The 17,964-nt window shown below is 72.2% G+C and carries 17 protein-coding genes; 9 read left to right on the top strand and 8 right to left on the bottom strand.

What is annotated here, in order from left to right; translation table 11 throughout:
- Positions 1 to 45: 45 nt before the first annotated feature.
- Both ACFWFZ_RS18385 and ACFWFZ_RS18380 read right to left on the bottom strand, forming a co-directional pair.
- The gene (locus ACFWFZ_RS18385) at positions 46 to 513 is read right to left on the bottom strand and encodes an indole-3-glycerol phosphate synthase (RefSeq protein WP_387123513.1); all 468 of its coding nucleotides are present in this window, start codon (positions 511 to 513) and stop codon (positions 46 to 48) included.
- 137 nt (positions 514 to 650) lie between these two features.
- On the bottom strand, positions 651 to 1,433 hold the full coding sequence (locus ACFWFZ_RS18380; RefSeq protein WP_387123511.1) for a pyrimidine reductase family protein: 783 nt from the start codon (positions 1,431 to 1,433) through the stop codon (positions 651 to 653).
- An 84-nt stretch (positions 1,434 to 1,517) separates the two neighbouring features.
- On the opposite strand from ACFWFZ_RS18380, the gene zapE reads away from it, so the two are divergent.
- Positions 1,518 to 2,573, top strand: coding sequence for a cell division protein ZapE (zapE, locus tag ACFWFZ_RS18375; RefSeq protein ID WP_387123609.1), 1,056 nt, complete (start codon positions 1,518 to 1,520; stop codon positions 2,571 to 2,573).
- Positions 2,574 to 2,640: 67 nt separating this feature from the next.
- On the top strand, positions 2,641 to 3,066 hold the full coding sequence (locus tag ACFWFZ_RS18370; RefSeq protein WP_387123509.1) for an OsmC family protein: 426 nt from the start codon (positions 2,641 to 2,643) through the stop codon (positions 3,064 to 3,066).
- 53 nt (positions 3,067 to 3,119) lie between these two features.
- Here the strand turns inward: ACFWFZ_RS18370 and ACFWFZ_RS18365 are convergent, their stop codons facing one another.
- Both ACFWFZ_RS18365 and ACFWFZ_RS18360 read right to left on the bottom strand, forming a co-directional pair.
- The gene (locus ACFWFZ_RS18365) at positions 3,120 to 4,205 is read right to left on the bottom strand and encodes an amidohydrolase family protein (RefSeq protein WP_387123507.1); all 1,086 of its coding nucleotides are present in this window, start codon (positions 4,203 to 4,205) and stop codon (positions 3,120 to 3,122) included.
- A gap of 39 nt (positions 4,206 to 4,244) precedes the next feature.
- Complete coding sequence (locus ACFWFZ_RS18360) at positions 4,245 to 5,558, bottom strand: cytochrome P450 (RefSeq protein ID WP_387123505.1); 1,314 nt, start codon at positions 5,556 to 5,558, stop codon at positions 4,245 to 4,247.
- 345 nt (positions 5,559 to 5,903) lie between these two features.
- Between ACFWFZ_RS18360 and ACFWFZ_RS18355 the strand changes: the two genes are divergently transcribed.
- From ACFWFZ_RS18355 to ACFWFZ_RS18345, 3 genes are all read left to right on the top strand, one after another.
- Entirely contained in the window at positions 5,904 to 6,461 is a 558-nt protein-coding gene (locus ACFWFZ_RS18355; protein ID WP_387123503.1) for a hypothetical protein, read from the top strand.
- Positions 6,462 to 6,513: 52 nt separating this feature from the next.
- On the top strand, positions 6,514 to 7,875 hold the full coding sequence (locus ACFWFZ_RS18350) for an alkaline phosphatase PhoX (protein ID WP_387123501.1): 1,362 nt from the start codon (positions 6,514 to 6,516) through the stop codon (positions 7,873 to 7,875).
- Between the two features lie 88 nt (positions 7,876 to 7,963).
- Positions 7,964 to 8,893, top strand: a complete 930-nt coding sequence (locus tag ACFWFZ_RS18345) for a polysaccharide deacetylase family protein (RefSeq protein ID WP_387123607.1) — start codon at positions 7,964 to 7,966, stop codon at positions 8,891 to 8,893.
- 17 nt (positions 8,894 to 8,910) lie between these two features.
- Here ACFWFZ_RS18345 and ACFWFZ_RS18340 read toward each other — a convergent pair whose 3' ends face one another.
- The 3 genes from ACFWFZ_RS18340 to ACFWFZ_RS18330 are packed head-to-tail and all read right to left on the bottom strand — an operon-like array spanning position 8,911 to position 11,044.
- Complete coding sequence (locus tag ACFWFZ_RS18340) at positions 8,911 to 9,561, bottom strand: ABC transporter (protein ID WP_387123499.1); 651 nt, start codon at positions 9,559 to 9,561, stop codon at positions 8,911 to 8,913.
- On the bottom strand, positions 9,558 to 10,373 hold the full coding sequence (locus ACFWFZ_RS18335) for an ATP-binding cassette domain-containing protein (RefSeq protein WP_387123605.1): 816 nt from the start codon (positions 10,371 to 10,373) through the stop codon (positions 9,558 to 9,560). The genes ACFWFZ_RS18340 and ACFWFZ_RS18335 overlap by 4 nt, the downstream gene beginning before the upstream one ends.
- Positions 10,370 to 11,044 (bottom strand): AIM24 family protein, encoded by a 675-nt coding sequence (locus ACFWFZ_RS18330; RefSeq protein WP_387123498.1) that lies wholly within the window; start codon positions 11,042 to 11,044, stop codon positions 10,370 to 10,372. The genes ACFWFZ_RS18335 and ACFWFZ_RS18330 overlap by 4 nt, the downstream gene beginning before the upstream one ends.
- A 96-nt stretch (positions 11,045 to 11,140) precedes the next feature.
- On the opposite strand from ACFWFZ_RS18330, the gene ACFWFZ_RS18325 reads away from it, so the two are divergent.
- The 4 genes from ACFWFZ_RS18325 to ACFWFZ_RS18310 all read left to right on the top strand — a co-directional run bounded on the left by ACFWFZ_RS18325 (position 11,141) and on the right by ACFWFZ_RS18310 (position 17,013).
- Positions 11,141 to 12,583: a site-specific integrase gene (locus tag ACFWFZ_RS18325; protein ID WP_387123493.1), complete on the top strand. Its 1,443-nt coding sequence runs from the start codon at positions 11,141 to 11,143 to the stop codon at positions 12,581 to 12,583.
- Complete coding sequence (locus tag ACFWFZ_RS18320; RefSeq protein WP_387123491.1) at positions 12,583 to 14,334, top strand: hypothetical protein; 1,752 nt, start codon at positions 12,583 to 12,585, stop codon at positions 14,332 to 14,334. The genes ACFWFZ_RS18325 and ACFWFZ_RS18320 overlap by 1 nt, the downstream gene beginning before the upstream one ends.
- 128 nt (positions 14,335 to 14,462) lie before the next feature.
- Positions 14,463 to 16,529, top strand: coding sequence for a hypothetical protein (locus ACFWFZ_RS18315; RefSeq protein WP_387123489.1), 2,067 nt, complete (start codon positions 14,463 to 14,465; stop codon positions 16,527 to 16,529).
- 1 nt (position 16,530) lies between these two features.
- Positions 16,531 to 17,013: a hypothetical protein gene (locus ACFWFZ_RS18310; RefSeq protein WP_387123487.1), complete on the top strand. Its 483-nt coding sequence runs from the start codon at positions 16,531 to 16,533 to the stop codon at positions 17,011 to 17,013.
- Positions 17,014 to 17,254: 241 nt separating this feature from the next.
- Here ACFWFZ_RS18310 and ACFWFZ_RS18305 read toward each other — a convergent pair whose 3' ends face one another.
- Complete coding sequence (locus tag ACFWFZ_RS18305) at positions 17,255 to 17,947, bottom strand: transferase (protein ID WP_387123485.1); 693 nt, start codon at positions 17,945 to 17,947, stop codon at positions 17,255 to 17,257.
- Positions 17,948 to 17,964 lie beyond the last annotated feature (17 nt).

Genomic DNA, 17,964 nt, shown 5'->3' with positions numbered 1-17,964 from the left:
GGATCGAGTGCGGTGCTTGTGTGCGTCGGGCTCTGGGGCCCAAGCCTATTCGTTGTGGGCGAAGAGCTTGAGCACGGGAACGCCGACCTTGTGGCGTGCCCGGGAGGCCCAGTCCCGGTGGAAGAACTCCTCCACGAAGTGCGGCGAGGTCAGGACGATCACCTCGTCGGCACCGGTCTCGTCCACGACGGACTGCAGTTTGTCGAGCGGGTGCTTCTCGACAATCTGCCCGACGGCCTTGGCGCCCTTCTGGCACAGGGCGTTCAGGGAATGCGCGAGGGCGTGCGCGGCGGGGCCGAGCGCGTCCTCGCCCTCCGGTTCGTCACCCTCACGGATGGCTTCGGGGAGTTCACCGAGCGCCACGTCGTCGATGGCGCGCAGCAGTCGGTCCTGGTCGCCCCGGGGTTGCATGAGGACGACGAAGGAGACCGGGTCGTCTCCGTGGAGGCTGGTGACGAAGTCCACGTCCACCGTGGTCAGCGGCTGCTCGATCATCAATACGCTCGTGAACACGGACGCCCTCTCCTTCATGGGCCGAGGCCGGCGCCGGCCGGCCCCTGCGGAAACCATCCTGCCCCGCTGTCGCACGGGGCCTGCGCAGGTATATGTGCCCAGCGGAAGCAAAGCGGAACGGGAAATTCCGCTCCTTGTCAGATCCGACGGTAACTCGTGAACAAGAACCCGGCCTCTTCCAGTACGCAGGCGGGCGCGAGCCGGTGGGGAACCGTGACGGAAGGCCCTCCCGCGATGCGCTGGGCACCGCCCGCCGTGAGGGTCGGGGAGATCGTCAGGCACAGCTCGTCCAGCACGTCGGCGGCCACGAACTGGCCCAGCAGCCGGGGCCCGCCCTCGGTGAGCTGGCGGCGCAGCCCCCGGTCGGCTAGTTCCCGTACGGCCCGGGCCGCGTCCACGGCGGCGCCCTCGCCGGCCACCACGACCTCGGCCCCGGCGCGCACCGCCTCGGCCACCCGGTCGGAGGGCGCGGCGGCGCCGGTGACCACCAGGGTCGGCACGAGCGGGGAGGTGAACAGCGGCAGCGAGAAGTCCAGGTCGAGACTGGCGGTGATCACCGCGATGGCGGGGGCGGGGCCCTGCCCGGCGGCCTCGCGGCGGGCCGCGAAGGCCTCCCGGGCGCGGGCCGGGCGGTAGCCCTCCTGGCGAACCGTTTCCGCGCCGACGACCACCACGTCGGCCAGCGCCCGCAGGGTGCCGAAGATCCGCATGTCGGTCTCGCCGGAGATGGGCTGTGAGCGGCCGTCGTGCTGGGCGGCGCCGTCCAGGGTGGAGACCATGTTGGCCCGGAGCCAGTGGCCGTCCGCCGCCAGCTCGGGGTACGCGTAGGCGTCCGCGAGTTCGTCGAGCGACCACTCCCGGTCTGCCGCGTCCCGCCTCTGGGCTGGTGTCTGATCGGTCACAGGGAACAGGCGTCGCATCGGTGCAGTGTGCCACGCCCCGTAGAGTTAAGGGCTGTGTCGACATCACTCTCCACCTCCGGTCACACCCCGGGCCGGCCCCCGATAGCCGACGCCGGCCCGCAGGCCCTGTGCGCGCGCGAGCCGCGGGTGCCCGCCGAACGGCTGGTGGCCGAGATGGTGCCGCCGCCGCGGTTCGACTCCGTCCGCTTCGGCACGTACAACCCCGACCCGGCCCAGCCGAGCCAGGCCGAGGCCGTCACCGTGCTGAGCGGCTTCGCCGCCGGTCTGGGCGGGGCGCACGCGAGCGGCGCCGGCCGGAAGCGCTGGTTCTCCAAGAAGCCGGCCGCCCCCGCCGGGCCGCGCGGGGTCTACCTCGACGGCGGCTACGGCGTCGGCAAGACCCACCTGCTCGCCTCCCTGTGGCACGCGACCCCGGCCGAGCCCGCACTCAAGGCCTTCGGCACCTTCGTGGAGCTCACGAACCTGGTGGGCGCGCTCGGCTTCCAGCAGACCGTGCAGACCCTGGGCGGGCACAGGCTGCTGTGCATCGACGAGTTCGAGCTGGACGACCCGGGCGACACCGTGCTGGTGTCCTCGCTGCTCAGCCGCCTGGTCGAGCAGGGCGTGGCGCTGGCCGCCACCTCCAACACGCTGCCCGGCAAGCTCGGCGAGGGCCGCTTCGCCGCCGCGGACTTCCTGCGGGAGATCCAGGGGCTGTCGGCGCACTTCCGGCCGCTGCGGATCGACGGCCAGGACTACCGCCACCGCGGCCTGCCGCAGGCCCCGGCGCCGTTCTCCGACGAGCAGGTCGCCAAGGCCGCGTACGCGACCGAGGGCGCGAGCCTGGACGACTTCCCCGGCCTGCTGGAACACCTGGCCCGGGTGCACCCGAGCCGCTACGGCGCGCTGACGGACGGGATCACGGCCGTCTGCCTGACCGACGTCGGCCCGGTGCCGGACCAGTCGACGGCGCTGCGGCTGGTGGTCCTGGCCGACCGGCTGTACGACCGCGAGATCCCGGTGCTGGCGTCCGGCGTCCCGTTCGACAGGCTGTTCAGTGAGGAGATGCTGAACGGCGGCTATCGGAAGAAGTACTTCCGCGCCATATCCCGGCTCACCGCGCTGGCGCGCGACGCGAAACCCCTGGTGTCCCAGTAGGTTTGGGACGGCCGGTCCGCCCCTTTCGGGAGGCCGGCCGTTTTCCACCACCTGCGAAGGGATCACCATGGCCACCACGCGTCACGCGCACACCGTCTGGGAAGGCGACCTGCTCAAGGGCAAGGGCGTCGTCAGCCTCGACTCCTCGGGCATCGGTTCGTACGACGTCTCCTGGCCCGCCCGCACCGAGGCCGCGAACGGCAAGACCAGCCCGGAAGAGCTGATCGCCGCCGCCCACTCCAGCTGCTTCTCGATGGCGCTGTCCCACGGCCTCGCGGGCGCGGGCACCCCGCCCACCCGGCTGGAGACGAAGGCCGACGTCACCTTCCAGCCCGGTGAGGGCATCACCGGCATCCACCTCAGCGTGGAGGGCGAGGTCCCGGGCATGGACAACGACGCCTTCGTCGCCGCCGCCGAGGACGCCAAGAAGAACTGCCCGGTGAGCCAGGCCCTGACCGGCACCACGATCACCCTGAGCGCCAAGCTCGCCTGATCACGGGCCGGGGGTACGGCCGCACGGCGCGGCCCGTACCCCCGGAGTGTCCCTCAGGCCGTCGCCAGCTGCGGGATCAGGCGCATCGCGTTGCCGTGGTAGATCCCCCGCAGCTGCTCCGGCGTGAAGGCCGGGTCCGCTTCCAGGGCGGGCAGCGCCAGGTCCATGACGGTGTCGGCGGGGGCGGCGGGCCAGTCCGTGCCGAAGAGGACGTGGTCGGCGGGCACATGCTCCAGCAGGGTCGCCGCGGGCGCCATGGGTCCCGCGGTGTCGTAGTAGAAGCGGCTCAGGTGGTCGCGGACGGCTGCAGGCTCCACGCTCGGTTCGCAGAACCGGCCCAGCGCCTGCAGGCGCGTGGCGATGTACGGCAGGAAGCCCCCGGCGTGCGGCAGGACCACGGACAGGTCCGGGAACCGGTCCAGCGTCCTCCTGCTGATCATGTTCACGGCCGCCCGGGTGGTGTCGAGCAGGAAGTCGCACATGAAGTTCGGGATGCCCGGAACCGTCGGCGCGCCGGGCCGGCCGCCCGGGAGGTTGTGCGGGTGGGTGTCCACCACGGCCGAGTAGTCGTTCAGCTCGTGGAAGAGCCGGTCGTAGGAAGGGTCCCCGAGGTAGACGCCCCCGTAGTTGGCGGTCACGTTGACGCCGGCGGCGCCGAGCTGCCCGAGGCCCCGGCGCACGGCCCAGGACGACGCCTCCTGGTCGTCCAGGAAGAGCGGCACGTAGTACGAGAACCGTCCCGGATGCGAGGTCGCCACCTCGATCATCGACCGCAGCGTGATGCTGATCGCCTCGCGCAGCTGCGCCGACGACCGGTAGCGCGCCGGCAGCATCGGCTTGAGGACGGCGGTGGTGATCCCCGCGTCGTCCATGAACCGGATCGACGCCTCGGTGTCGATCCGGGCCCACGGGGGCAGCTGTTCCGGCGTGACCAGCCCGTGGTGCACCGCCCACTCGCGCCACTCCGGCGCGCAGTAGTGGTGGTGAATGTCGATCTTCGAATGGACCGTGCCCGCGGTGTCCGCGTCCGGGGCGGGCGCGGAGGGGCCCCGGGCGATCCGGATGACCTCGCTGGTGCCCACCGCCGCGATGCGCAGTTCGTCCGCCGGTCTTCCCAGGAGCCGCACGGGGGTACTCACGGAATCCGTCATGCCAATCCACCGCCCATCGGGTCTGGGTTACTTTCCGGAGGCCACGGAGGCCAGGGTCGGCTCGCCGGGGTCCCCGTCCGGGCGCGGGGGTTCCAGGACCACCCGCAGGTGCTCCAGCCCCCGGAAGGCCGGGACCGGGCCCTTGAGCCACGCGCCCCGGGTCTCCTCCAGGTCCACCGGCCGCATGCCGGGGAACTCCCGCAGCAGGCAGGCCAGCGCGATCTCGAGTTCGAGCCGCGCCAGCGGCGCCCCCAGGCAGTAGTGGGTGCCGTGGCCGAAGCCCAGGTGCGTGCCCTGCAGCCCCTCGCGCGTCACGTCCAGCTCGTCGGGCGCGTCGAACCGCTCCGGGTCCCGGTTCGCCGAGGAGATCGCGATCTGCACCAGGGAGCCCTTGGGGATCACCGTGTCCCGGATCCGGGCCTCCTGGGCGGCGTACCGGAAGGTGGAGGTCTCCACCGACCCCTCGAAGCGCAGCATCTCCTCGACCGCGCCCGGGATGAGCCGCGGGTCCTCGCGGAGCCTGGCCGCCTGGTCGGGGTGGAGCAGCAGGTTGAGGACGGAGTTCCCGATCTGGTAGGCGGTGGTCTTGTGGCCGGCGAAGAACAGCACCCACAGCGACGCGACCAGTTCGGGGTCGTCCAGGCGTTCCTCCGCCTGGAGGAGGTCGCTGAGGAAGGTGTCCGACGGGTGGTCGCGGGTGTCGGAGATGAGGCGTTCGAGCCGGTGCTGGAGCCGCTCCTCGGCCGCCTTCAGCTCCGCCCTGCGGCTGGGGTCGAACCGCGAGCGGGTGACCACCGCGAACTGCTCCAGGATCTCCGGGCGGTCCTCCTGCGGGATGCCCATCAGTTCGCACAGGACCGCGACGGGCAGCGGGAAGGCGAACGAGGCCATCAGATCGACCGTGCCCGCCCTGCGGCACTCGCCGAGGATCGTCTCCGCGATCCGGGTGACCCGCGGACGCATCTGCTCCACCCGCCGGGGGGTGAAGGCGCTCCGCAGGATGCGGCGCAGCCGCGTGTGCCGCGGCGGGTCCGAGAAGAGCACGTTGTCGTCGAGCGCGTCGAAGAAGCTGCCGTACACCGCGTGGTAGGTGTCGATGGCGCCGTGCATGTCCTTGCTGAACCGGGGGTCCGACAGGGCGTCGCGGGCGTCGCCGTAACGGGTGATCAGATAGGTGTCGATCCCGTGGGGAGGGGTCAGCCGGCACACCGGGTCCTGCTCGCGCAGGGCCGCGTACACGGGGTGGGGGCACTGCCGGTACTCCGGTGCGCCCCTGGAGACGGCGGACACGGTGTCCCGCAGTTCTCCGTCGCCGATCGGTGCCGCGTCCCGCTGCGCCATGTTCCCAACCCTTCGTCGCACTCGCCTCCGTGGCTGTGGCCGTGGCCGCTGTGGCTGTGGCCGTGGCCGTGGCCGCCGCAACGGCCGTCTGCGGACTCACCGGTTCCCCGCGGCCGTGCGCCGCGAAACGGCCCGGCTCCCGTTCGGGTGAGCCGCCAGCTCCGGGGGGCGGGGCCGTCGGCCCGCGGATGTCCGGCCACCGGTCGGCCGGGCGGCGGCGGGTGGGCCGTCGGCCGATCGGCGGTCGCCCGTCCGTGCCGTGTACGGGGCGGGCGCGGGGCGGGCGCGGCGGGCGGCGGGAAGGGCTGCTGTGCCATCAGCCAGTCCGTCCCGAGGAGCCCGCGCATGGCCCGACGTATCGCCCCCGCCCTCACCGCAGCCGCCTCGCTCGCCCTGGCGGCCGTCGCCGCGCCGCCGGCCGCCGCCGGCCACGGCCCGGACGCCGGCCGGGCCCTGGCCGACCGGGCGGCCGTGTACAGCGCGACCGCCAAGTACCAGGTGCACGCCAACGCGGTGGCGGCCGGCTACGTCCCCGACAAGTACTGCGTCTTCGACAGGGTGGGGCGGACCGGCGCGCTCGGCTACCCGCACTTCAACCACAGGTACGACAACTCCGTCGACCCGGCGAAGCCCGCCGCGCTGTACTACGAGGACGACGGGCGCGGCGGCAAGCGCCTCGTCGGGGTCCAGTGGCTGGTCTACGACCGCGACCAGAAGCTGACCACGGACGACGACCGCCCGACCATGCTCGGCACCGCGTTCAAGGGCCCCAAGGCCGGCAACTTCCCCGGGCAGCCGGTCCACTACGCCCTGCACCTGTGGCTGTGGAAGAAGAACCCCCGCGGCCTGCACGAGACCTTCAACCCGGCGGTGGCCTGCCTGCCCGGCACCACCCGGCCCTGATCCGGCCCGATCGGCAGGACACCCCCAGCCGCCCTTCCTCACGGAGCCGCCGATGTCCGTCTCCCGACGCAGCCTGCTCACCGCCGGCGCCATCGCCTTCAGCGGGGCGCTGGGCGCGCTGTTCGCCGGCGGCTCCCCCGCCTCGGCCCGGGCCGCCGCCCGGGCCGGCGGCGGTTACGGGCCGCTGCTGCCCGACCCGCGCGGGCTCCTCGACCTGCCCGCCGGGTTCACCTACCGGGTGCTCTCGCGCGCGGGCGACCCACTGCGCTCCGGGGAGGGCGCCGTCCCCGGCCACTGCGACGGCATGGCAGCCTTCGACGCCGGGGCCGGCCGGGTGCGGCTGGTGCGCAACCACGAGAACCGCGCCACCGCCGCCCTGCGGGTCCCCGCCGTACCGGGGCTGACGTACGACCCCGGGGCGCTCGGCGGGTGCACGGCCCTGGACCTCGCCGCGGACGGGCGGGTCACCGGCGAGCGGGTCGCCCTCGCCGGCACCGCCGTCAACTGCGCGGGCGGCCGCACCCCCTGGAACACCTGGCTGAGCTGCGAGGAGACCGAGGACCGGGCCGGCACCTCCGGCTACGACCGCGACCACGGCTACGTCTTCGAGGTGGACCCGGCCCGCCCGCAGCGCACGGGCGCCGTCCCGCTCACCGCGATGGGCCGCTTCGCGCACGAGGCCGTCGCCGTGGACCCGTACCGCGGGGTGGTCTACGAGACGGAGGACGCCTTCGTCCAGCCCTTCGGGCTGTTCTACCGGTTCCTGCCGGAGCGGCCGCTCGGCGGCGCCGGTTCGCTGCGGGCGGGCGGCGCCCTGGAGGCCCTGCGGGTTCCGGGGCTGGCGGACCTGGCGGCGGTGGACGAGCCCGGCGCGGAGTTCCCGGTGGAGTGGGTGCCCGTACCGCACCCCTCGGCCGCCGGCACCCCGATCCGGCACCAGGACTTCGGCCCCGGCGGCGTCACCCACGCGCAGAAGCTGGAGGGCTGCTACTGGGGAGGCCACGGCGTGCACTTCGTGTCCAGCTACGCCCGCCGGGGCGAGGGCGCGCCCGCCGACCACCACGGACAGGTGTGGTTCTACGATCCGCGCCGGGCCCGGCTGCGGCTCGACGTGCTCTTCGGGCCGGCCGCCGACGTGACGCTGCCCGGGGACTCCCCCGACAACATCTGCCTGGCCCCGGACGGCGGGCTGATGGTGTGCGAGGACGGCGGCGGCGCGCAGTACGTGTTCGGGGTGACGGCGGCCGGCGAGGTCTATCCGGTGGCCCGCAACGCCGAGGACATCGGCCGTCCGGGAGCCCCGGAGTGGGGGGAGTTCGCCGGGGTCGCCTTCTCCCCCGACGGGCGGACCATGTACGTCAACGCCTACGCCCCGGGCACCACCTTCGCCGTGACGGGTCCCTGGCGGCGCTGACCGGGGGTCCCGCGGCACGACGGGAGTGCCGCTGACACCCACTTGTCACATAGTCATATATTTTGCGTGCGTGACCATTTCTGTGCGCATGCGCAAGGTGGCGGCCGCGGCCGCACTCAGTGCCGCCCTCACCGCTTCCCTCGCGGGCTGCGGGGGCGGCTCCGGCTCCGGCTCCGGCTCCACCGGGGCCGGCCGCGAAGCCCGTATGGGCACGCCCCCGCCGTCCGCCCCCGCGTCCCCGGCGGCCTCCGCGCCCGGCGCCGCGGCCGCCTCCCAGAGCCCCCTGCCGGGCGCCCCGCCCGCCGGCGCCCCCGGCAGGGCCCCGACCCTGGCCCCCGGCCCGAACGGCCTGACCCCCGTCTTCGAGCGGGCGAAGCAGCACGCGGACAAGACCGTGGCGCTGACCTTCGACGCCGACATGACCTCCGACCAGGGGCCGCGCGCCGCGGGCGGGGAGCGCTTCGACAACCCCGGGCTGATCTCGACGCTGCGCACCCTCAAGGTGCCCTCGACGATCTTCATGACGGGCCGCTGGGCCGAGGAGTACCCGGACCAGGCCAAGTCCATCGGGACCGACCCGAACTTCGAGATCGCCAACCACTCCTACAGCCACCACGCCTTCACGTCCCCGTGCTACGGGCTGCCCGCCCTCGACGGCGCGGCCGCCCGGGCCGACGTGGACCGGGCCTTCGCCGCCTTCCGGCAGGCCGGCGCCGTCAACACCGTCCCGTACTTCCGCTTCCCCGGCGGCTGCTACGACGACCCGGCGCTGCGGGCCCTGTCCACGGCAGGGGTCACGGCGGTCCAGTGGGACGTGGTCAGCGGGGACGCCTTCGCGACGGACCCGGAGGCGGTGGCGGAACAGGTCCTCGCCGGCGTGAAGCCCGGCTCGGTGGTGGTGATGCACTGCACCCGCAGCGCCGCCCCGGTCACCGAGGAGGCCGTCCGGAAGATCGTCCCGGAACTGCGCAAGCGCGGCTACCGCTTCGTGAAGGTGTCCGAACTGATCGGCACTTAGCGGCCGTCCGTGCCCCCTCACCCCCGCCGGGTGGCGGCCAGGCAGGCCGCGGCGCCCGCGGCGGCGGCCAGGGCGAGCGCGACCGCGAGGGCCGTGAGCGGCAGCGGCGTGCTGCCCGAGCGCGCCGCCATGGCCAGGGCGGACACCGCGCCGTGGGCCGGGGAGGGCGCAAGGACCAAGGCCAGCAGGGAACCCAGGGCCGCCGACAGCACGCCGTGGCCGCGGCGGCGCAGCAGCGGCCTGGCGGACAGCGCGCCGACCGCCGCGCCGGTCAGGGCACACACCGCCGTCACCAGGCCACCCGCGACAGCGGCCGCGGCGGGGGCGGCTCCTCCCCGGTCGCAGACCAGGAACGCCGCGCCGGCTGCCAGGGCGCCCGCGCTCAGCGCCCCGACAAGGCCGGTGAGCAGGGCCGCCGCGTGGACCCTTACCGGACCGGCCGCCGCGGCCGCGCAGTCGCGGGCGGCCCCGGGCTCGTTGCCGGCGCAGATCCGGACCAGCCAGGCGGCGAACGGGACCAGGCCGGCAGCCGCGTAGCCGAGGGAGTCCAGCACCGGGTCGCCCGGCCGGATCCCGACGGCCACGAACGCTGCGTACGCGACGCAGGGGGCGAGCCACCGCTGGGAGCGCAGCAGGAGCGCGGCCTGGTAACGGAGGAGGGCGGTCACGGCAGTTCCTCCACGGTGCGCACGTGCCAGGGCGGGCGGGCGCCGAGGAGGATCCGCAGCACCTCGTCGGAGCGGGCGGCGTCCACGGTCAGCACCACGACGCCGTCGGGGCCCGGCCGGCCGGGCAGGCCGGGCGGTAGGACGCCACCGGGCGCCGCGGCGGCCCGGATCCGTACCCGGGGTCCCGCCGCGCCCCGGGGCGCCACCGGCACCAGTGACGTTCCTTCGAGCCGGTGGTGCGCGTCGGGCACGCCCGCGAGCCGCGCCGGGTCGTGGTCCACGAACACCACGGAGGCCCCGGCGGCGGTACGTTCGGCCACGGCGAGGTCCAGCTCGCGGCGAACCGTGGCATCCAGCCCGGTCCAGGCCTCGTCGAGGACGAGCAGCTCGGGACCCGCGAGCAGGGCCTGGGCCACGGCCACCTTCTGGCTCGTGCCCTTGGAGAGTTCGGCCATGGGGGTGCGGGCGTGCCCGGCGGCCCCGAAGCGCTCCAGCCAGTGCGCCGCCCGGCGGACCGCCTCGGCCCGCCCGAGCCCGTGCACCCGTCCCAGGTGCGTCAGGTAGGACAGGGCCGTCAGCGGCAGCGCCACCGGGAAGCGCTCGGGTACGTAGGCGGTGCGCCGCGGCCGTCCCCCGACGCGACCCTCGGTCGGCGCGTCGATTCCGGCGACGATCCGCAGGAGGGTGGACTTCCCGCCGCCGTTGCCGCCTTCGACCCGTACGAGGGCGCCGGGCGGAACCTCCAGCGAGACCCCCCGCAGCACCCAGGGCCGACGGCGTCCGTAGCGGCGGCCCACACCGGTGAGGTTCAGTGCGCGGCCGACGTCTCGGTGAGCTCGCTCGGGCGGACGATGACGAAGCCCTCGCCGCTCAGCTTCAGCTGGACCGCCTCGCCCGAGCCGCCGCGGATCATCGAGCCGACCGACTGGGAGCGGTGCAGGCCGGTCTCCAGCTGGGCGCTCCAGCCGACGACCGCGTCCGTGTCGACGTGGACGGGGGCCTGCGGGGTGACCGGGATGATGATCGGGTGTCCGTCGCAGACGACGGCGAGCTTGCCGGTGCCGGTGAATACGCTGTTGAAGAGGCCACCGCCGGTCATGCCGGCGCCCTTGACCATCTTGATCTCGTAGGACAGCGTCGGGTCGAAGCACAGCACGTTGCGACCGTTGACGGTGAGGGCGTCACCGTGCTCGATGTCGATGATGAAGCAGTTGCCTGCCTGGTGGGCGAACCAGGCCTCGCCCTGGCCGCGTACGGACATGAGCGCCAGGCCCTCGCCCGTGACGGCGCGCTTGAGCATGCCGCCTATGCCCTGCCCCTTGCGCTCGAACTGCAGATTGCCGCGGAAGGCGACCATCGATCCCTGACGGGCCAGCATCTCCCCGTTGACGTTGTACTTCACGGACTTGGCGTTCTGCAGGCTCATGCCGGGGGTGACAGCGGCCTGGGCCAGGTTCTCGGACGCGAAAAGGTCACTTATCACTGCGCTTTAGCCTTGTCTCTTTAGAGGGTAGGGCTGGAGTGCAACTATCTTTCTATTCACGCTACTTGAGCGGGTCTCAATGTCTATGGTGTGGACATGCTGCTGACCTACTTCACCCGGGACGGCTGGGAGTCCTGGGACCTTGACCGGGAGCCCCTCATCCGCCAGGACATGCCGGTCCTGATTGATGACGACCTCCGGTTCGAGGATGAACACGGCCCCCGCCCCACCGTCGCAGTAAACGCCTGGCTCCGTGAACTCCCCATCAGCGGGGTGCCGGCCGCGAAGTCCTGGCGCTCGTACGCGCAGGCCATGCGGTCCTGGCTGGAGTTCCTGGCCTCCCGCTCCGTGCATCCCTTCGCGGAGCGCGAAGACCTGCGGGCCGCACTGGGCGCCTTCGCGGAGTACCGGCTGGCCGGACCAGTCGAAGCCAGATGGGACGGCGCCACCTGGAACCACCGCGTCAACGTGATGTCCCGCTTCTACTCCTGGGCCGTCGACAACGACCACTGCGCGAAGGTCCCGTTCACGTACGCCATGGGCACCCGCTACAGCAGGGAGGCCGGCGCGATGGAGGTCCGCCGCAACACCGCCACCGTCCGCCGTGCCAAGCCCCACGTGACGATCAAGTACCTGGAGCCCGGGTTCCGGGACACCTTCCTCCGGGCTCTGGCCGGGCTGGACCCCGACGGCGCCCCGGACGACACCTTCCGCGGCCGGGAACTGGCCCGCAACAGCGCCATGGGCGGCCTGGTCACCGCCACCGGCCTACGCGCCCAGGAGTTCACCTACCTCCTGACGTACGAACTCCCTACGCTGCCCGCACGGCGGACCGCTGTCCCGGTCTGGTTCCCCTTGCCCGAGTCGACTACGAAGGGGCAGAAGGCACGCGCCACCTGGACCAGCCACCGGGCCCTGGCCGATGTCCACCAGTACGTCGAGCTGGACCGGGACGCCGCCGTGACCCGCGGCCGCTACCGACCTCCGGCGCGCCTCGGGGAGCCGCTGATCATCGAAGCACCCGACCACGAAGGCGCCCGGATCAACGGCCATCGCGCCCCGTGGCGGCACCTCTCACCGGCCGAACGCCTCCGCCTGGTCAATCCCGACGGCACGTCACCGATGGTCGCCGTGCAGTCCACTGGCCAGCCCTTCGTGGACTGGGACACCGTCTTCCGGCGCACCTCCCGGCGCATCCGGGAACGCTACGAACCGCGATTCCCCCCGGTCCACGCCCACACGCTCCGGCACACCTTCGCGATGGAGACCCTGGAGGCCCTAGTCCAGGGCTACTACCAGCGGGCCGCCGCGCTGATCACCGACACCGGCGGGGACGGCGGCCTGGCCCTCTACCTCACGAAGACGGACCCGCTGATGATCCTTCGGGATCTCCTCGGCCACTCCTCCGTCACCACCACGGAGATCTACCTCCGGCGCCTGGATGTCCAGCGGATCTACCGAGACGCCTACACCGCAGCCGGCCGCACCGATGACGACGCCGAGGCCGAGGCCGCCGCGGAGTTCGGAGAAGAGGCCTGATGCCCGCGTACCTGCACCATGACCCCGTGCGGGTCGAATTCGTCTTCCCCGACGGCACCCGGTACACGGCCCGCTTCGACGGGACCGCGAACGACCAGCTGGCTGCCGAGCTGGCCGCCGCCTTCCCCGCCCTGGTGCACCCCCACGGAAGGATCTGCGCCCGGAAGACGGCACTGCACTACGCCTCCTACCTCCGGGGCATGGTCCGTTGGCTGGCGGCGGAAGGGTTCACGGGCGGCCTGTCCCAGCTGACCCGTCCCCTTCTGTTCCGGTTCTGGATGGCTGTCACCGTCCAACACGCAGATCTCTCCCGCTCCCTGCTCCGCGCCGCCCACGAGGTCAGCGGCGCCCTGCCTCCGGATGTCGTCCCGTACCTGGACGGGAAGCTGATCAAGGCGCGCCGTCGGCCGGATCCTCTCCCCCCGTACACGGAGGGAGAGTGGCAGCGCATCACCGAAGCCCTGCAGCAAGTGGTCGAAGAGAGCTGGGCCGACCACCGCCGGGCTCTGGCCGAGGCCGCCGGAGGGGAGGATCCGCGAGTGGCCGGCCTCACCCCGCCCAACATCGCCCGGGAACTCCTCCAGCACGGGCCCATGTCCAGCAAGGCGTTCGCCGCGCACATCGGATGGCACCGGCACCGGGTTGATGCGGCCAAGATGCTGGCCCCCGTACGGGAGGCCCTGTATCCGGCGGCCGCCACCGCCGCCGCGTACCGCCTTCTCCTCGGCGTCTACAGCGGTGTGGTGCCAGACGGCCTGTCCGGCCTTGGAATCGGTGACGTGACGTGGGCCGGAGACTCCTCCATTCTCCTGGACTACGTGAAGGGCCGGCGCGGTCCGGAGTCGGTCAAGCTCACCGGCCGCGCGGTCCGCCTGATCGAACGATGGCTAGAACACTCGGCCCTCCTGCGCCAGCAGGCCCGTCCCGAAGTCCGCGACGAACTATGGCTCCGGCTCCGCGCGAACCGGTTCACGGCCGAATCGGGCGGCCTCGGCTACGTAGTCAGCGGCCCCGACCCGGACGGGACCAACCTGCGGGCCAAGGACACCGGGCTGACCGCCCGCATGGGTCTGCTGGACGACACCGGAAAGCCGTTGCAGCTCCACCCGTCACGCATCCGGACTACCTACTTGAACACCCTCAGCCGCAAGGGCTGGACGGGGAATACGGCTATCGACCCCAACCACTCCGCCGCCGTGGAAGGGGACCGGTACCTGACCGCGCAAACCCCGGCGCAGATGGACGCGGTAGAAACGATCATCGAGGAGAGCCAGGCGGACATCCTCGGGCGGGCCCTCCCTCCGACCGTTCTGACCCAGGAAGCGGCCGCCCGTGCGGCCGCCGGCCTCCCGGCGGAGGCGGCCCGCCTCGGCCTCTCTGACGGTGCCCTGTCCGAACTCCTGGCCGGGGAACGTGACGTGTTCACCGCGTCCTGTAAAGACCCCCTGTCGGGCCTTCACGGGCTCGCAGGAAAGCCTTGTCCGGCCCGGCCGTGGGTGTGCCTGCTGTGCCCTCTCGCCGTGTTCATGCCTCGCCACGCGGCGAACCTGCTGAGGCTCCGCGCGTACTTCGCACGGCAGTCCAGGCAGATGACCACCGCCGAATTCGTCGCAGTGTTCGGCCCGTACGCGGACCACCTGGACCGGGAGGTCCTGCCCGGGTTTCCGCCCGCCGTGCTGGAGGCCGCGGCGGCCGCCGTGGCCGACACCGACGACCAGATTCCCGTCCGCCCCGAGGAGATGACCGTATGACGACGCCCAGCGTTCTTACGACCGCCAGCCGCCGGTCCCCGTTCTCAGGGCTGGACGTCTGCACCGTTGCCCAGCTGGAGATGCCACCCGGGAATCGCGGCCCCCTGTTCGATGACGACCTATGGGATATGACGGGACTGGCCCGGGCCCCGAAGTCACTCACCGCCACCGCCCTGCGCTGGGATTTCCGCCGGATCGTGAACCCGGCGTGGAGGACCGTAGCAAAGGAGATGATCCTGGCCCTCCTGGCACCGCAGGATGAGCACGTGGCCGTGCTTCCGCACGCGTTCCGCAAGCCCAAAGCGGTCAGCGCGGTGTACGGGCAGATCAGCAGTCTGGCCCTCTGGCTGAACTGGCTTCATACGGAAGGCGTCCGTACCCTGGCTGACGTCGACCAAAACCACTGCGACCGTTACATGGCCTTCGCCTCCCGCAGCACCAGGCACGGCAGGACCATCCAGCCCTCCACGCTCTTGAACCTCCTCCTGCCTGTGCAGTACCTGGCCTTCTACAGCGGTCTGTTCACCCACGACGCCTACGCCCCCGGATTCACCCCCTGGGCGGGCAGGTCCGTATTCGAAGTGGCTGGCGCCAAGAAGCAGGTTGGGAACCTCTCCGGGCCGGTCCCAGACCACGTCTTCCAGCCGATGATGGCGGCCGCCCTGTGGGTGGTCGAAACTCTCGGCCCCTACGTCGCGGAGGAGATCGAGCGCGCGCAGGCCCGAAAGGAGTCCCGCCCCACCATCGGCATTCGATACTCGCTCTCGAAACGGGACAGGGACAGGTTCGCGGAGCACCTGAATGCGTGCGTGCGTGATGGTGTGCCGCTTCCCCAGCTGGACAGGGGGTCGATCACTCAGCGGGTCCGGAGTGGCGTCTGGTCGCTCTCGGACCCGCTTCTGGAAGTGAACCTGGACCAGCTGGGGAGGGATGCCGGGGTCAGCAAAGAGATCCAGATCGGGCCCTTGGAGGTGCTCCGCCCGCTGATCGAAGAGGCCGCGGCGAAGGTAGGCGCGGCGGCCGTCCACGGTCGCGGTGCCGCCCTGGTCCAGCGGGCGGACGGGAACGGCACGGCGCCGTGGACGCTGCCACTCGACTACCGGCAACCTCGAACCCTCGGCAGTCTCGTACAGGGGGACTGTCTGGTCGTCGCTGCGGCCCTTAGCGGGATGCGGGCCAGTGAGCTGGCAGAGCTGTCCACGGACTCATGTCTCCCGCCCACCCCCGCGTACAGCGGCGCCATGCGCTACCGGCTGGCGTCCCGACTGATCAAGGGTCAGGAGTTCGGCGGCGTCCCGGAGGAGTGGGTGGTGATCGAAGAAGCCTGGCGGGCCGTCGGCCTGGCCGCACGGATCGCGCAACGGGACGGATCCTTGAACGGGGCCCTGTTCGGCAGGAAGAGGCCAGCCTCGGCCGACATCTACATTCAGTTCCGGACCTGGGTCAACGGCCCCGAAGGCGGCCGCCTCGGACTGGCACCGATCCCGGACGGCCCCGTGAACGCACGGAACCTCCGCCGCACGCTGGCCATGGCACTGGCCAACCGGCCCGGCGGCCTGATCGCCGCGAAAATCCACCTTAAGCATGTGCACGTGGCCACCACCGAGGGCTACGCGCACCGTCCCGGTGGCGCACAAGGCATCTTCCTGGCCGAGGTCGGGGAGGAGGAGGCGAAGCACCACCTGGAGCTGACCGCCACCGCATTCCGGGAGTTCCAGGCCGGCATCATGCCGTCCGGCCCCGGAGCCCGGGACGTGATCGCCGCGTTCACGAGGGTGGACGCCGCCCTGGCCGATCACCAGGCCGGGGAACCCAAGGTGATGGGGTCGGACCGGCAGCTGGTCAACCTCCTGCGAAGCCAGTCCCAGTTCCTCCACGCCGGCGCTGCGAACTATTGCTGGTTCAAGGACCCCCATAAGGCCCTGTGCTTGAAGATCGCCGGGGCTCCGGTCACCACGGACTCCAAGCCCATGGCGGGGATGTGCGACTCCGCACGGTGCCCGCAGGCCACCCACCACCCGGTCCACCGGAAGGTGTGGGCCGACAACGCCGAGAGGACGCGCGTGTTCCTCGGCTCCATCCCCCGGGGCCACAAGGCCGAACGGGACCGTGTCCGGGCCGACCTGGACAGGTCGCTCCGGGTACTGGACGAAATCGACGCCGCCAGGACCGGCCCGGCCCAGGAAGGAGCCTGACGTGGCCCGGATCTCCGAGCAGACGAAGCAGCACAACGAGGGAGCGATCCGGGCTGCGATGGACCGGCTACTCCGGGGTGAACTCCCGCGCGGCGGCCGGTGCGACTTGAAGACCCTGGCCGCCGAGGCCGGCGTGACCCGCACCGGCTTCTACCCGAAGAAGGACCGGGCCGGGAACGAGCGGCCCGGCCCGTACCAGCACCTGGCGGAGGAGTTCGAGCGGCGCGTGAGGGCCGCGCAGGAGGCCGGGGAGATCATCGACCCCCGGGACGCCCAGATAGAGCGTCTGAAGGCCGAAAATGCCGGTCTGCGGGAGCGGCTGGCGGCCAACCGGGACACCATCGCGCAACTGACGGTGTTCCGCACGGTGGCTGTGTCGCAGCTGGCCGCGCAGTACGAGGAAATCAAGCGGCTCCGTAACGCCCTGGACGGCGCCGGGAACGTCCGCACGTTGCCGCGGGGCGGCCGTATCGGTCCCGCGTAGCCGGGAGGGCACAACGACCCTCCCAGGTCAGCAAGGGGCCCCACCAGATCTTTGGTTCTGGTGGGGCCCATTCGCGTACTCGGGCGGTCAGGCCGCGCCGGGCCGCTGCGCGAGGATCTCCCGGGCCCGGGCGCCGGCCTCGGGGTACTTCGCCGCGGTGCGGACAGAGTGGGCACGGCCCCGCTGGACCGAGGCCCACAGGCGAGCCCGCCGCCGGGGCGGGAGTCGGCGGGGACGGCGGTCAGATCCGGCGGGGCTCGATGATCACCTCGGGTGAAGACGACCGTACGACGCTGGCCGGGGGAACGACGGTGCTGCCCATGCAGACGCTCGCGGCGATGGTCGAGTGCCGGCCCACGGCAATGCCGGGGCCGAGGGTGATCATGCTGCCAGTCTGGACGTGGTCGCCGATCAGGCCGCCGAACTGGGACGTGGTGCACCGGTAGGGCGGTTCGTCGCCGGGGCCGTGCAGAGCGATTTCCTTGATGGGTACGCGCATGTCGTAGTTCCACAAGCTGATCGCCGCGATCACGAGGTTCGCGGACAGGTGGGCGTCGGTCCCGATGATGGAATGCCCGACGCCGACCTGGTGGCCGAGAACAGTGTTCTCCCCCACGAAGGAGTGGGTCACTTCGCACCCGAAGCCCACGGACACGCCGGCGGCGAGGACGGACCGCTTGCGGACGGTCGAGAACTCGTGAACGCGGACCCCCGGCCCGATGATGACGTCTTCGCCGATGATCGCAGTGGGGTGGATCTGCGCGGTGGGGTGGATCCGCTCGGGCACAACCTGTAGGGCGTCGTCGTGGAGGGCGTCCCAGCGGGTGAGGAAGGCGGACAGCTCGAACTCGCCGATCTTGGCGTATCCGGTGGCGTCCAGGCCGGACGCGGCCGGGGGGCGGACGTAGTCACCGATACGGATGGACTCGGGCACCTGGCTTGCTCCTGGTC

The sequence above is a fragment of the Streptomyces sp. NPDC060232 genome (assembly GCF_042726555.1).
Taxonomy (GTDB): Bacteria; Actinomycetota; Actinomycetes; order Streptomycetales; family Streptomycetaceae; genus Streptomyces.
The sequence above is the reverse complement of the archived record's forward strand: the minus strand, read 5'-3'. Positions and strand labels throughout refer to the sequence as shown.

Bases quoted from the DNA above. Each gene is read 5' to 3' on its own strand.
- ACFWFZ_RS18325 (WP_387123493.1), top strand. From the start codon at position 11,141: ATGCTGCTGACCTACTTCACCCGGGACGGCTGGGAGTCCTGGGACCTT.
- ACFWFZ_RS18350 (WP_387123501.1), top strand. From the start codon at position 6,514: ATGTCCGTCTCCCGACGCAGCCTGCTCACCGCCGGCGCCATCGCCTTC.
- ACFWFZ_RS18370 (WP_387123509.1), top strand. From the start codon at position 2,641: ATGGCCACCACGCGTCACGCGCACACCGTCTGGGAAGGCGACCTGCTC.
- ACFWFZ_RS18355 (WP_387123503.1), top strand. From the start codon at position 5,904: ATGGCCCGACGTATCGCCCCCGCCCTCACCGCAGCCGCCTCGCTCGCC.
- ACFWFZ_RS18315 (WP_387123489.1), top strand. From the start codon at position 14,463: ATGACGGGACTGGCCCGGGCCCCGAAGTCACTCACCGCCACCGCCCTG.
- ACFWFZ_RS18345 (WP_387123607.1), top strand. From the start codon at position 7,964: ATGCGCAAGGTGGCGGCCGCGGCCGCACTCAGTGCCGCCCTCACCGCT.
- ACFWFZ_RS18360 (WP_387123505.1), bottom strand. From the start codon at position 5,558: ATGGCGCAGCGGGACGCGGCACCGATCGGCGACGGAGAACTGCGGGAC.
- ACFWFZ_RS18380 (WP_387123511.1), bottom strand. From the start codon at position 1,433: ATGCGACGCCTGTTCCCTGTGACCGATCAGACACCAGCCCAGAGGCGG.
- ACFWFZ_RS18320 (WP_387123491.1), top strand. From the start codon at position 12,583: ATGCCCGCGTACCTGCACCATGACCCCGTGCGGGTCGAATTCGTCTTC.